Below are 13,769 nucleotides of genomic sequence, written 5' to 3' on the forward strand. Positions count from 1 at the left end.
TGCCCTTGATGAAAGGCGCATCTGCGCGCCCCTGCGCAATCAGAAAATCGTGAACGGCGCCGTGACGATAAATTTCACGTCGCGCTCGTCCTGGAAGATGTTGCCGTAACCGCCGCCGTAGCTCGGGATGTCGGAATGGTTGTCGTATTGGGTGAAATGCAGCTTAAACATCGTGCCTTTGGCGCGGCCGTCCTGCAGGGTGTAAACCGCATCGAGGCTGTAAGCGGATTCTTTGAGGCGGTAGCTGGGATCGTAATAGCCGTCGGTGGTCGGCAGCGTGGAGGGTTTCGCATCCCAGGCATAAACGTATGACGCGCCCAGCGCAAACCCAGGCAGGTTCCAGTTTTTCAGGTCATACATCGCGCCGAAGAACACAGCTTTTTCGCCATCGGCGTTAAAATCGGAGCGGTTATCCCACCAGATATCCAGCCGTCCATTGGAAGACGCATAAGTGGGCGTCATGCGCTGCAGAAAATAGCCCTGCTGCCCTTCAGCGCTCACCCAGGTACCTTCCAGACGCAGATCGACCTGGCCAATTTTATAGCCAAACGTCAGCGCCTGGAGCCACGCGGTGCCGTCGTAAATATCATTGACGGTGCCGTGACTGGCTTTGTCACGCGCGCCATAGAACTGATAACTGGTGGAGAGCGGGTTACCCGCAAGCGGGAAGTTGTAGCTCGCTTTCGCGAAGTATTGATCGATATACCCTTCCGCCTGGCCAAAAGCCGCTTCGAGCACCAGCGAATTTTTAAAATCGTATTTCGCGCCGATCGAGTGGAGATAATCAACCCGCGTGGTTCTGTCGTTTTGGTAGAACTTGTCCATCTCCAGATGCCACGGCGATTTATATTCGTTGGTCCACATGTACGAGAAGCTCAGCGCGCCCGCCTCGCCGTAGTCAAAATTCGCGCCCGCTTCAGCCCCTTGATACGTACCGGGCATAAAGCTCCAGTGCGGCGCCAGCAGCGTCTGACCGGTGGGCTGCAACCAGCCAGCCCTCGCCCAGAGCGGGCCATATTTAAATTTACCGGCAGCTTTATAAAGGCTGATGCCGCTTTTATCGCCGGACCAGTCTTCGTCGTAGGCTTTGTTACTTGCGGAGAACGCGATTTCATTCGGGTGACCGCTGTCGCCGTTTTCCGCCATTTCGATGGCCGTGAATGCGGCGATGTCGAGCCCGAACATATCGGCGGCAAACCCTGACTGGAAATCCAGGTTCGCGTTCCAGGTGGAGTGTGAGAGGTTGGTTTTATATTTGTCTTCCACGACATCTTTACGGTCGCGCTCGCGCTGCCAGTAATAGATGCCGCCGGTTAATGTAGAGTCATCAATAAAGCCTGCGGCGTGAACGGGCGGGCTACACAGGCCACCCAGTGCGGTAACGCTGGCGACAGCCAGCGCGACGCCACTACGTTTGTATCTCAACGAACGCATGTGAAATTCCTCTTTGACGTAAAAAAATTCGCAGCGCATATGGCGCATAAAACGAATGAAATAAAAAAATAAAAGTGCTGAAGGAGAACCCCCGAAACAGCCCCTCAAGACTATTTTTCGCGACGCGAATTATCAATCTAAATCCCCTGAATTTTCGTGGCTTTATGACACAGTGCACAAAATAATTTTCATTTTGAAACATTTTCAGAAGACAGCTTTTAATGCGGATAAAAGAAGAGGAATTAGTTAAAGCTATAAAATGAAAGCGATTTCATGCGTATCAGCAGATGAAAATAGCAACATGAGGTTTTATGACGGGTTTGCGTTTAACAGGGAACATGTAGATTAATTCGCGTCGCGAATATTTTAATGCTGTTAACGCTTTGAATAGAAAGGCAAAAAAAACGCCGCACAGAGGCGGCGTCTTGTAACAGGCAAGGTATTACTCGCCGATTTTAGCCCAGGTATCGCGCAGGCCAACGGTGCGGTTGAACACCAGTTTGTCACCGTTTGCATGGCGGCTGTCGAGGCAGAAATAACCTTCACGCTCAAACTGCCAGGCTTTACCCGCTTCAGCGTTTTTCAGGCCCGGCTCAGCGTAACCCTGCTTGATGACCAGCGAGTCTTTGTTGATGGTCGTGAGGAAATCTTCCGCCGCCCCCGGGTTTGGCACGCTGAACAGACGGTCATAGAGACGAATTTCAACCGGCAGCGCATGCGCCGCGCTGACCCAGTGGATCACGCCTTTGACCTTGCGACCGTCCGCCGGATCTTTACTCAGCGTTTCGGCATCGTAGGTGCAGTAGATAGTGGTGATTTCACCCGCGTCGTCTTTCTCCACGCGCTCGGCTTTAATCACATACGCGTTGCGCAGACGCACTTCTTTACCGAGCACCAGACGCTTGTACTGCTTGTTGGCTTCTTCACGGAAATCCGCGCGATCGATCCAGATTTCGCCGCTAAACGGTACGTCGCGGTTGCCCATTTCCGGTTTGTTCGGATGGTTAGGCATCGACACCATTTCGCTGTGGCCTTGCGGGTAGTTTTCGATAACCAGTTTCACCGGATCGATAACCGCCATCGCGCGCGGCGCGTTCTCGTTGAGATCTTCGCGAATGCAGGCTTCCAGCGCCGCCATTTCCACGGTGTTATCCTGCTTGGTCACACCGATACGCTTGCAGAATTCACGGATGGACGCGGCGGTATAACCGCGGCGGCGCAGGCCGGAAATCGTCGGCATACGCGGGTCGTCCCAGCCTTCGACGTGCTTATCGGTGACCAGCAGGTTCAGCTTACGCTTGGACATCACCGTATATTCCAGATTCAGGCGCGAGAATTCGTACTGGCGCGGGTGAACCGGAATGGTGATGTTATCCAGCACCCAATCATACAGACGACGGTTGTCCTGGAACTCCAGCGTACAGAGCGAATGGGTGATGCCTTCCAGCGCATCGGAGATGCAGTGGGTAAAGTCGTACATCGGGTAGATGCACCACTTGTTGCCGGTCTGGTGATGCTCGGCGAACTTAATGCGGTACAGCACCGGGTCACGCATCACGATAAACGGCGAGGCCATATCGATTTTCGCGCGCAGGCACGCTTTGCCCTCTTCAAACCCACCGGCACGCATTTTCTCGAACAGCGCCAGGTTTTCTTCCACGCTGCGATCGCGGAACGGGCTGTTTTTGCCAGGCGCGGTCAGCGTGCCGCGGTATTCGCGGATCTGCTCCGGCGACAGTTCGTCAACGTAGGCCAGGCCTTTGTTGATAAGCTCAACTGCATAGTTATAAAGCTGATCGAAATAGTCAGAGGAGTAGCGCACGTCGCCAGACCAGTGGAAACCCAGCCATTGCACGTCATTTTTAATCGACTCGACAAATTCCAGATCTTCTTTGACCGGGTTGGTGTCGTCAAAGCGAAGGTTGCACTGGCCGTGGTAGTCCTGCGCGATGCCGAAGTTCAGGCAGATAGATTTCGCGTGGCCGATGTGCAGATAGCCATTCGGCTCCGGCGGAAAGCGGGTGCAAATCGTGGTGTGTTTTCCAGACGCCAGATCTTCATCGATAATCTGGCGAATAAAGTTAGTCGGGCGGGCTTCTGCCTCACTCATCGCATATTCCTCAAAGCGTCAACATCGTTTAACGGCGTATGATCTTATAAGCAGAGGCGGGAAACAACCTTTAGTTACAGAAAATCCCGCCGCGCAGCACCGCATGTTACTGGCGGGCTTCAGCATACTGCGCCAGCCGACAACGCTCGGGCGTTCTGGCTTTGAGTAATTTGACTTGTGGCCTTAAGGACTCGACATCCCCTTCACGCGGCAGGTAGCCTGGCGCCTCAACGCACCAGCTCCAGGAATAGATCATCGTGCCGTGAAGAAAGAAGATCATGTTTTCCCACTCCGAAACGCGCGAGACGGAAACATGGCCGTTATTATCTGCGGTGAATTTCTCCGGCGGCGGGTAATAGCCCGGCGGCATGCGGTGCGTTTGCAGCCAGAACGTGGCATGAGGAATGGGCTCGCCCTGCTCGTTCTGTATATCGACGTCAAGCGCGGGCCGGTGGGTCGCGTAGCGCGGGATGCAGCCACTTAACAGCACGGCGGCGAAAAGGACAAAAATAACCTGACGCATGTGATTCTCCTTAATCTCAGTGACCGCTACCCTACATGGCGTTACGCGGTGCGCGCCAGCCCCAAAAAAAGGCAAAAAAAAACGGCGGGGGTGTTTCCCCGCCGTTCAGGCATAACGACTCAGAAGCGATTACTTGCCTTTAATTTCATACAGCGCGCTCTGGCCTGCGACCACCGCGCCCTGCGCCTGAATAACCAGACCGCCGAAATCGTCGATGTTGCTGCACACCACCGGGCTGACCATTGAGCGCGCATTGGCGTTCAGATAATCCAGATCAAGCTCCAGCACCGGCTGGCCCGCCGTCACCTGCGCGCCCTCTTCCACCAGGCGTTTAAAGCCCTGGCCGTTCAGCGCGACGGTATCAATCCCCATATGCACCACGATCTCTGCGCCGTTCTCGGTTTCCAGGCAGAAGGCATGGTTAGTGTTGAAGATTTTCACGATAGTCCCGGCCGCTGGTGCCACCACCAGCTTATCGGTGGGCTTGATGGCGACGCCATCACCGACCGCTTTGCTGGCGAAGGCTTCATCCGGCACCGCATCGAGCGCGACCACTTCGCCCGTCACCGGCGATACCAGCGCGGCGATGGTTTTTACGTTAGCGACCGCCTGCGGCTTCACGGCCGGTGCGACAGGCGCTGCGGTCTGCGCTTTTGGCGCAGAGGCATCGACATGACCGGTGGTTTTCATCGCGTTAGCGATTTTTTCTGCCACGAAGCCGACGATGATTTGCACGCTGGTTTTGTTAAGGCGAATCACGCACGTCGCGCCAAGGCGCTTAGCCATCGCTTCATCCACCAGCGCGGAATCTTTCACATTCAGACGCAGACGCGTGATGCAGGCATCGATACCCGTCAGGTTATCGGAGCCGCCCACCGCCGCGATGTACTGACGCGCAAGGCCTGCTGCGTCGAGATCTTTCTCATCGCTGACGTTAACGTCCACACCGTCTGCTTCGCTGCCCGCAACGGCCAGCTCACGGCCAGGCGTCATCAGGTTGAATTTAGTGATAGTAAAGCGGAACACCACGTAATAGATGACGAAGAAGACCAGCCCCTGAGGAATCAGCATGTACCAGTGCGTCGCCAGCGGGTTACGGGACGACAGCACCATATCCACCAGCCCCGCGCTGAAGCCGAAACCGGCAATCCAGTGCATCGTCGCCGCGATAAATACGGAGATACCCGTCAATACCGCGTGAATGACATACAGCACCGGCGCCACGAACATAAAGGAGAATTCCAGCGGCTCGGTAATGCCGGTAAAGAATGCGGCGAAAGCGCCCGCCATCATAATCCCCAGCACTTTGGCTTTATTTTCAGGACGCGCGCAGTGGTAAATCGCCAGCGCCGCGCCCGGCAGGCCGAACATCATAATCGGGAAGAAGCCCGCCTGATAACGGCCAGTGATACCGACCACGGCTTTACCGGATTCGATAGACTGCGCGCCGCCCAGGAAATTCGGGATATCGTTAATGCCTGCCACATCGAACCAGAACACGGAGTTCAGGGCGTGATGCAGGCCCACCGGGATCAGCAGACGGTTAAAGAATGCGTAAACGCCCGCGCCGACTGAACCGAGCTTCTGGATCTGCTCGCCAAAGTCAACGAGACCGCCAAACACGACTGGCCAGATGTACATCATGATGAACGCAACAACAATCATCACGAAAGATGTCAGAATCGGGACCAGACGGCGGCCGCTGAAGAAGGACAGCGCTTTCGGCAGCTCAACGGCGCTAAAGCGGTTGTACAGTTCGGCGGCAATGATCCCCACCATAATGCCCACGAACTGGTTTTTGATTTTACCGAAGGCGGCAGGCACCTGATCGGCCGGGATCTTCATAATCATGGCGACAGCCGCTGGCGAGCAGAGCGTCGTCAGCACCAGGAACCCGACAAACCCCGCCAGCGCCGCAGCGCCGTCTTTATCTTTTGACATACCGTATGCGACGCCGACTGCAAACAGCACGCCCATGTTGTCGATGATTGCGGAACCGGACTGAATGAAGAAAGCCGCAAGCGCGTTGCCGCCGCCCCAGCCGGTCGGGTCAAGCCAGTAACCGACCCCCATCAGAATGGCTGCCGCAGGCAGCGTAGCCACAGGCACCATCAGCGCCCGGCCTACTCGTTGTAAATAACCTAAAATACTCACTTTTTCCCCCTATGAGACCCCGATGAGGCTCCAGCTAAGCAGTGTTTTTATTGTGCTACTAACTCTGAAACGCGGCGACACTTTGCATCAACCCAGAGTGTCTGCAAAATTAATTCGCCTCGCAAATTAAACGCGTCTTTTCTGTGATTTTTATCACCAAATATTATTATTGCGCTTCCTTTCCTATGGCCTGAGTCGAAAACTTATTTTATCATTCAAAAAATCGAGACGGATTTCTCCCGCTTTCAGCGAACGGGTATACCCTTACACTGTGCGTCGTTTAATCCGCTCCTGTTTTCTAACTTCCGAGGTGAACAATGAGACTGATTCCGCTGGCTACGCCGCAGCAGGTAGGCAAATGGGCCGCCCGCCATATTGTTAAGCGCATTAACGATTTCAACCCCACCGCCGACCGCCCTTTCGTTCTTGGTCTGCCGACTGGCGGCACGCCGCTTGAAGCCTACAAGGCGCTGATTGAGATGCATAAAGCAGGCCAGGTCAGTTTCAAACATGTCGTGACCTTTAACATGGATGAATATGTTGGCCTGCCAAAAGATCATCCGGAAAGCTATCACAGCTTCATGTACCGCAATTTCTTCGACCACGTTGATATTCCCGAAGAAAATATCAACCTGCTGGATGGCAACGCGCCGGATATTGACGCAGAATGCCGCCGCTATGAAGAAAAAATTCGCGCTTACGGCAAAATTCATCTCTTTATGGGCGGCGTCGGCAACGATGGTCATATCGCCTTTAACGAGCCCGCGTCTTCTCTGGCTTCCCGCACGCGTATCAAAACCCTGACGCACGACACCCGTGTGGCGAATTCGCGTTTCTTTGGCGGCGATGTCAATCAGGTGCCAAAATACGCGCTCACTGTGGGCGTCGGCACGCTGCTGGACGCGCAGGAAGTGATGATTCTGGTGCTGGGCCACGTTAAGGCGCAGGCGCTGCAGGCGGCGGTTGAAGGCAACGTCAACCATATGTGGACGATTAGCTGTCTGCAGCTGCACCCGAAAGCGGTTATCGTATGCGATGAGCCTTCCACAATGGAACTGAAAGTGAAGACGCTGAAATACTTCACCGAGCTCGAAGCTGAAAATATCAAAGATCTTTAAGGACTGGTTACCGGGGGCATTATGTACGCATTAACCCACGGCCGGATTTACACCGGCCACGACATTCTGGATGACCACGCGATTATCATCGCCGATGGCCTGATTGAGCGCCTCTGCCCGCTGGCTGAATTGCCGGCAGGTATCGAGCAGCGCGACATGGGCGGCGCCATTATCGCCCCCGGTTTTATCGACGTGCAGCTCAACGGCTGCGGCGGCGTGCAGTTTAACGACACCGCTGAAGCGGTATCGATTGAAACGCTGGAAATCATGCAAAAAGCCAACGAGAAATCGGGCTGCACCAGCTATCTGCCAACACTCATTACCTGTAGCGACGCGCTGATGAAACAGGGCGTGCGCGTGATGCGCGAATACCTGTCGCGTCATCAGAACCAGGCGCTGGGCCTGCATCTTGAAGGCCCGTGGCTGAATATCGTTAAAAAAGGCACGCATAACCCGGATTACGTGCGCCAGCCGGACGCAGAGCTGGTCGATTTCCTGTGCGACAACGCCGATGTCATTACTAAAATCACCCTCGCGCCGGAACGCGTCGCGCCGGACGTTATCGAAAAACTGACCGCTGCCGGCATTGTGGTTTCCGCCGGGCACTCCAACGCGACGCTTAAAGAAGCGAAAAAAGGCTTCCGCGCGGGTATTCGTTTCGCCACGCATCTGTTCAACGCCATGCCTTATATAACTGGTCGCGAACCGGGGCTGACGGGCGCTATTTTTGACGAGCCGGACGTCTGGTGCGGCATTATCGCTGACGGCCTGCATGTCGATTTCGCAAACGTGCGCCTTGCGAAAAAAGTGAAAGGCGACAAGCTGTGTCTGGTGACGGACGCGACGGCGCCTGCAGGTGCCAATATTGATGAGTTCATTTTTGCTGGCAAAACAATATACTACCGCAACGGCCTGTGCGTTGATGAAAACGGCACCCTGAGCGGCTCGGCGCTGACCATGATAGAAGGCGTGCGCAACCTGGTTGAGCATGTCAATATCGCGCTGGATGAAGCGCTGCGTATGGCGACGCTTTATCCAGCTCGCGCCATGGGTGTGGCGCACCGGCTTGGCAGCATTGAAGCGGGCAAAGTGGCGAACCTTACCGCTTTTACCCGCGACTATAAAATCATCAAGACCATCGTTAATGGTAACGAGGTCGTTACTGAGTAAATAAAGGCATGACGACTGGCGGACAGGCTCAAATTGGCAACGTTGATCTCGTAAAACAGCTTAACAGCGCGGCGGTTTACCGTCTTATCGACCAGCAGGGGCCGATATCGCGCATTCAGATAGCCGAACAGAGCCAGCTTGCGCCCGCCAGCGTCACCAAAATTACCCGCCAGCTTATTGAGCGCGGTCTGATTAAAGAAGTCGATCAGCAGGCCTCGACAGGAGGCCGCCGCGCTATCTCCATCGTTACCGAAACCCGGCATTTTCAGGCCGTTGGCGTGCGGCTTGGCCGCCATGATGCCACGCTGACGCTGTTCGATCTCAGCAGTAAAGTGCTGGCCGAAGAACATTTTCCGCTGCCCGAACGCACCCAGGAAACGCTTGAACATGCGCTCCTGAACACCATTGCGCAGTTTATTGACACCTGGCAGCGTAAAATCCGCGAGCTTATCGCCGTGTCGGTGATCCTGCCGGGTCTGGTCGATCCGGAAAGCGGCGTTATTCGCTATATGCCGCACATTAATGTGGAAAACTGGCCGCTGGTGGACGCGCTGCAAAAGCGCTTTAACGTCGCCTGTTTTGTCGGTCACGACATTCGCAGCCTGGCACTGGCGGAGCACTATTTCGGTGCAACGCGCGACTGTGAAGATTCCATTCTGGTGCGCGTTCACCGCGGCACCGGCGCGGGCATTATCTCGAACGGCCGCATATTCATTGGCCGTAACGGCAACGTCGGCGAGATTGGCCATATTCAGGTCGATCCGCTTGGCGAGCGCTGTCACTGCGGCAATTTCGGGTGCCTTGAAACCGTCGCCGCAAACGCTGCGATTGAACAGCGCGTGCGCCAGCTGCTTGAACAGGGCTATCAGAGCCGCCTGACGCCCGATGAGTGCAATATCAAAGCGATTTGCAAAGCCGCGAACCGGGGCGATGCGCTGGCCTGCGAAGTTATCGAGCGCGTCGGTCGTCAGCTCGGTAAAACTATCGCTATCGCTATCAACCTGTTTAACCCACAAAAAGTGGTGATCGCCGGTGAAATCGTTGAAGCGCAGAAAGTGCTGCTGCCCGCTATCGAAAGCTGTATCAACACGCAATCGCTGAAAGCATTTCGTAAAAATCTGCCGGTCGTGCCTTCGCAACTCGATCACCGCTCGGCTATCGGCGCGTTTGCCCTGGTAAAACGCGCCATGCTTAACGGATTGTTATTACAGCGTTTGCTGGAAAGTTAACGAGTGACTGTAGCGGTTTGCGCTATAGTTACGCCTTTCTGTTCCCTGAGCCAGAGTAGTCCATGACCATTCAGAACGTAATTTGCGATATCGATGGCGTGCTGATGCACGATAACGTTGCGGTGCCCGGCGCCAGCGAATTTCTGACCCGCATTCTTGAGAAAGGGTTTCCGCTGGTTCTGCTGACCAACTACCCGTCACAGACGGGCCAGGATCTGGCCAACCGCTTTGCCTCCGCCGGGATCGACGTGCCGGACAGCGTGTTTTACACCTCCGCGATGGCCACCGCCGATTTTCTGCGTCGTCAGGAAGGTAAAAAGGCCTATGTCGTCGGCGAAGGGGCATTAATTCACGAACTTTATAAAGCGGGCTTTACCATTACCGATATCAATCCCGATTTCGTTATCGTGGGCGAAACCCGCTCCTATAACTGGGAGATGATGCATAAGGCCGCCTTTTTCGTCGCCAACGGCGCGCGCTTTATCGCCACTAACCCGGACACCCATGGGCGCGGTTTTTACCCGGCCTGCGGCGCGCTGTGCGCGGGCATTGAGAAAATTTCCGGGCGTAAGCCGTTTTATGTCGGCAAGCCAAGCCCCTGGATAATCCGCGCAGCGCTCAACAAAATGCAGGCCCACTCCGAACATACCGTGATCGTGGGCGATAATCTGCGCACCGATATTCTGGCCGGTTTCCAGGCAGGCCTGGAGACGATTCTGGTGCTGTCGGGCGTTTCGACGATAAATGACATCGACGCCATGCCGTTCCGGCCGAGCTGGATTTATCCTTCCGTCGCCGAAATCGACGTAATCTGAACCTGACGGCCATTAACGATGGCCGTTTTTTTTGCCCTTCAGACAAACCCCTCGTTTAGCAAAAGTGCTCTTTTTTTGCCGATTCGCTAAAAACCGCCCTGCTTTACTGACCATTTTTAAATTATCGCTAACGCTCATTGAACTATTTATGGTCTGAACGCTAAAACGCTTGCACAACCTGCACGCTTTGCGGCATTTTCTTAAACAACGACAGAGGCCGAAGCGAAAAAATTGCATAAACCGCAACGCCTCGCAGACAGACAACACAACATTACCGCCAGGGTTAACGGAGTTCTCTATGTGTTCTATTTTTGGTGTTCTGGATATCAAAACCGACGCGGTCGAACTGCGTAAAAAAGCGCTTGAGCTGTCGCGCCTGATGCGTCACCGCGGCCCGGACTGGTCCGGCGTGTTCGCCAGCGACAAAGCCATTCTCGCGCATGAGCGTCTTTCCATCGTGGACGTCAACGCAGGCGCGCAGCCGCTCTACAACACTGAAAAAACGCACGTGCTGGCCGTTAACGGTGAAATCTACAACCACCAGGCGCTGCGCGCGGAATATGGCGATCGTTTCCAGTTCCAGACCGGCTCTGACTGCGAAGTCATCCTGGCGCTGTATAAAGAAAAAGGGCCGGAATTTCTGGACGAACTGCAGGGCATGTTCGCTTTTGTGCTCTATGACAGCGAAAAAGACGCATACCTGATTGGCCGTGACCATATCGGCATCATTCCGCTCTATATGGGTCACGATGAGCACGGCAACTTTTATGTCGCTTCAGAAATGAAATCGCTGGTGCCGGTGTGTCGCACCATTAAAGAGTTCCCGGCGGGCAGCTATCTCTGGAGCCAGGACGGCGAAATTCGCCAGTACTATCAGCGCGACTGGTTTGAGTATGACACGGTAAAAGATAACGTGACGGACAAAGCCGAGCTGCGCCAGGCGCTGGAAGATGCGGTCAAAAGCCACCTGATGTCTGACGTGCCTTACGGCGTACTACTCTCTGGCGGTCTCGATTCTTCCATTATTTCGGCCATTACCAAGAAATTCGCAGCGCGCCGCGTGGAAGATCAGGAACGCTCCGAAGCCTGGTGGCCGCAACTGCACTCGTTTGCCGTAGGTCTTGAAGGTTCACCGGATCTGAAAGCCGCGCAGGAAGTCGCCAACCATCTCGGCACGGTACATCATGAAATTCACTTTACCGTGCAGGAAGGCCTGGATGCGATCCGCGATGTGATTTACCACATCGAAACCTATGACGTGACCACGATTCGCGCGTCAACGCCGATGTATTTGATGTCCCGTAAAATCAAAGCGATGGGCATTAAAATGGTGCTTTCCGGCGAAGGTTCAGACGAAGTGTTCGGCGGCTATCTCTACTTCCACAAAGCGCCGAACGCGAAAGAGCTGCACGAAGAAACGGTGCGCAAGCTGCAGGCGCTGCATATGTTTGACTGTGCGCGTGCCAACAAAGCGATGTCAGCCTGGGGCGTTGAGGCGCGTGTGCCGTTCCTCGATAAGAAATTCCTTGATGTGGCGATGCGCATTAACCCGCAGGATAAAATGTGCGGCAACGGCAAGATGGAAAAACATATCCTGCGTGAATGTTTCGAGTCTTATCTGCCGGCGAGCGTGGCGTGGCGTCAGAAAGAACAGTTCTCCGACGGCGTGGGCTACAGCTGGATTGATACGCTGAAAGAAGTGGCGGCAAAACAGGTTTCCGATCAGCAACTGGAAACTGCGCGCTTCCGCTTCCCGTACAACACACCAGCCTCAAAAGAAGCTTATCTCTACCGCGAAATTTTCGAAGAGCTGTTCCCGGTGCCGAGTGCGGCGGAGTGCGTGCCTGGCGGCCCGTCTGTCGCCTGCTCTTCTGCGAAAGCCATCGAATGGGACGAAGCGTTTAAAACCATGAACGATCCGTCAGGCCGCGCGGTGGGCGTACACCAGTCTGCTTACAAGTAAGCGCTGCCAAAAGAATAACGGGCCTTCGGGCCCGTTTTTTATGGGTGTAAAGATGCGCGGCCAGGGACGCTGTTTCTATTGAATTAGTGGATAATTCGCCTGGAATCGCCGAATATTGCATCAAGCTGTTCGCAAGCTAGTCAAACAGTCACTTTACGTCGATTTTCGCCAAAAAAGGTGTTGACGCTTCCAGGCCCAATACGCATAATGCGCCCCGCAACGCCGATAAGGTAACGCGAAAAAAGATGGCTACGTAGCTCAGCTGGTTAGAGCACATCACTCATAATGATGGGGTCACAGGTTCGATTCCCGTCGTAGCCACCATCTTTTTTGCGGGAGTGGCGAAATTGGTAGACGCACCAGATTTAGGTTCTGGCGCCGCAAGGTGTGCGAGTTCAAGTCTCGCCTCCCGCACCACTTCGTAATTGCGTTGCACGGATGGGGTATCGCCAAGCGGTAAGGCACCGGTTTTTGATACCGGCATTCCCTGGTTCGAATCCAGGTACCCCAGCCATATTTCTTCGACTTTTGCGTTTTACGCAGCAGTCGTTGGGGTATCGCCAAGCGGTAAGGCACCGGTTTTTGATACCGGCATCCCCTGGTTCGAATCCAGGTACCCCAGCCAGTCGTTATGTCTGGTAAAGCAGTACACTTTGGCTACGTAGCTCAGCTGGTTAGAGCACAGCACTCATAATGCTGGGGTCACAGGTTCGATTCCCGTCGTAGCCACCATATTTAAAGCGTCTTGCATTTTTTATGCGGGATAGCGCGAAGTAAAATTCGCAAGAGTTTCTTGGGGTGTCGCCAAGCGGTAAGGCAGCGGATTCTGATTCCGCCATTCCGGGGTTCGAATCCCTGCACCCCAGCCACTTTGAAGAAGCGGTTGGCAAGAAGCTAAACGCGCTGGTTAAAGGTTATTTATTTCTTCCTTTAACTAACAATTCAGCACCAACATTTTGTTGGGGTGTCGCCAAGCGGTAAGGCAGCGGATTCTGATTCCGCCATTCCGGGGTTCGAATCCCTGCACCCCAGCCACTCTTTAAAAGCCTGCTCTCGCAGGCTTTTTTCTTTTCTGCGTTTCCTCTTCCTGTCTATACGTACAACAAAGTCACGTTGCCATTCAGACACGCAATCCCCATAAAAAAGCCTGCACAGGCAGGCTTCTTAAATAAGCAAATTTTCACTGTAAGGCGACAACGACGACAACGCCCCGGTTATCAACCCTTAATGCACCTTAAAGCATGTTGTAACTA

9 protein-coding genes and 7 tRNA genes are annotated in these 13,769 nt (G+C 54.4%); 12 read left to right on the top strand and 4 right to left on the bottom strand.

Going from position 1 to position 13,769, the window contains the following annotated elements; translation table 11 throughout:
* Positions 1 to 39: 39 nt before the first annotated feature.
* From chiP to nagE, 4 genes are all read right to left on the bottom strand, one after another.
* Positions 40 to 1,434 (bottom strand): chitoporin ChiP, encoded by a 1,395-nt coding sequence (gene chiP / locus G6041_RS09395; RefSeq protein WP_041460726.1) that lies wholly within the window; start codon positions 1,432 to 1,434, stop codon positions 40 to 42.
* A 442-nt stretch (positions 1,435 to 1,876) separates the two neighbouring features.
* Positions 1,877 to 3,544, bottom strand: coding sequence for a glutamine--tRNA ligase (gene glnS, locus G6041_RS09400; protein WP_004387180.1), 1,668 nt, complete (start codon positions 3,542 to 3,544; stop codon positions 1,877 to 1,879).
* A gap of 106 nt (positions 3,545 to 3,650) precedes the next feature.
* Positions 3,651 to 4,067: a lipoprotein gene (locus G6041_RS09405; protein WP_012125360.1), complete on the bottom strand. Its 417-nt coding sequence runs from the start codon at positions 4,065 to 4,067 to the stop codon at positions 3,651 to 3,653.
* A 129-nt stretch (positions 4,068 to 4,196) separates the two neighbouring features.
* Positions 4,197 to 6,221: an N-acetylglucosamine-specific PTS transporter subunit IIBC gene (nagE, locus tag G6041_RS09410; RefSeq protein WP_166491658.1), complete on the bottom strand. Its 2,025-nt coding sequence runs from the start codon at positions 6,219 to 6,221 to the stop codon at positions 4,197 to 4,199.
* A 317-nt stretch (positions 6,222 to 6,538) separates the two neighbouring features.
* Between nagE and nagB the strand changes: the two genes are divergently transcribed.
* The 12 genes from nagB (at position 6,539) to G6041_RS09470 (ending at position 13,551) form a co-directional block, all read left to right on the top strand.
* Positions 6,539 to 7,339 (top strand): glucosamine-6-phosphate deaminase, encoded by an 801-nt coding sequence (gene nagB / locus G6041_RS09415; RefSeq protein WP_007670385.1) that lies wholly within the window; start codon positions 6,539 to 6,541, stop codon positions 7,337 to 7,339.
* A gap of 21 nt (positions 7,340 to 7,360) precedes the next feature.
* Complete coding sequence (nagA, locus tag G6041_RS09420; RefSeq protein ID WP_012125362.1) at positions 7,361 to 8,509, top strand: N-acetylglucosamine-6-phosphate deacetylase; 1,149 nt, start codon at positions 7,361 to 7,363, stop codon at positions 8,507 to 8,509.
* Positions 8,510 to 8,517: 8 nt separating this feature from the next.
* Positions 8,518 to 9,738: a DNA-binding transcriptional regulator NagC gene (nagC, locus tag G6041_RS09425; RefSeq protein WP_004387184.1), complete on the top strand. Its 1,221-nt coding sequence runs from the start codon at positions 8,518 to 8,520 to the stop codon at positions 9,736 to 9,738.
* Between the two features lie 62 nt (positions 9,739 to 9,800).
* A complete protein-coding gene (locus G6041_RS09430) occupies positions 9,801 to 10,553 on the top strand; it encodes an HAD-IIA family hydrolase (RefSeq protein ID WP_004387185.1) in 753 nt (250 codons plus the stop codon).
* 298 nt (positions 10,554 to 10,851) lie between these two features.
* Positions 10,852 to 12,516, top strand: a complete 1,665-nt coding sequence (gene asnB, locus G6041_RS09435; protein WP_004387186.1) for an asparagine synthase B — start codon at positions 10,852 to 10,854, stop codon at positions 12,514 to 12,516.
* Positions 12,517 to 12,763: 247 nt separating this feature from the next.
* Positions 12,764 to 12,840, top strand: a tRNA-Met gene (locus G6041_RS09440).
* 8 nt (positions 12,841 to 12,848) lie between these two features.
* A tRNA-Leu gene (locus G6041_RS09445) sits at positions 12,849 to 12,933 on the top strand.
* A gap of 22 nt (positions 12,934 to 12,955) precedes the next feature.
* Positions 12,956 to 13,030 (top strand) — tRNA-Gln (locus G6041_RS09450).
* 36 nt (positions 13,031 to 13,066) lie between these two features.
* Positions 13,067 to 13,141, top strand: a tRNA-Gln gene (locus G6041_RS09455).
* A 30-nt stretch (positions 13,142 to 13,171) separates the two neighbouring features.
* Positions 13,172 to 13,248: transfer RNA gene (locus G6041_RS09460), tRNA-Met, on the top strand.
* Between the two features lie 62 nt (positions 13,249 to 13,310).
* Positions 13,311 to 13,385, top strand: a tRNA-Gln gene (locus G6041_RS09465).
* Positions 13,386 to 13,476: 91 nt separating this feature from the next.
* Positions 13,477 to 13,551: transfer RNA gene (locus G6041_RS09470), tRNA-Gln, on the top strand.
* Positions 13,552 to 13,769 lie beyond the last annotated feature (218 nt).

The sequence above is a fragment of the Cronobacter sp. HA18003 genome (genome assembly GCF_011605905.1).
GTDB lineage: Bacteria > Pseudomonadota > Gammaproteobacteria > Enterobacterales > Enterobacteriaceae > Cronobacter > Cronobacter sakazakii.

Excerpts from the sequence above, each read along its gene's own strand:
- chiP (WP_041460726.1), bottom strand. The coding sequence starts at position 1,434 with ATGCGTTCGTTGAGATACAAACGTAGTGGCGTCGCGCTGGCTGTCGCC.
- glnS (WP_004387180.1), bottom strand. The coding sequence starts at position 3,544 with ATGAGTGAGGCAGAAGCCCGCCCGACTAACTTTATTCGCCAGATTATC.
- G6041_RS09405 (WP_012125360.1), bottom strand. The coding sequence starts at position 4,067 with ATGCGTCAGGTTATTTTTGTCCTTTTCGCCGCCGTGCTGTTAAGTGGC.
- nagB (WP_007670385.1), top strand. The coding sequence starts at position 6,539 with ATGAGACTGATTCCGCTGGCTACGCCGCAGCAGGTAGGCAAATGGGCC.
- nagA (WP_012125362.1), top strand. The coding sequence starts at position 7,361 with ATGTACGCATTAACCCACGGCCGGATTTACACCGGCCACGACATTCTG.
- nagC (WP_004387184.1), top strand. The coding sequence starts at position 8,518 with ATGACGACTGGCGGACAGGCTCAAATTGGCAACGTTGATCTCGTAAAA.
- G6041_RS09430 (WP_004387185.1), top strand. The coding sequence starts at position 9,801 with ATGACCATTCAGAACGTAATTTGCGATATCGATGGCGTGCTGATGCAC.
- asnB (WP_004387186.1), top strand. The coding sequence starts at position 10,852 with ATGTGTTCTATTTTTGGTGTTCTGGATATCAAAACCGACGCGGTCGAA.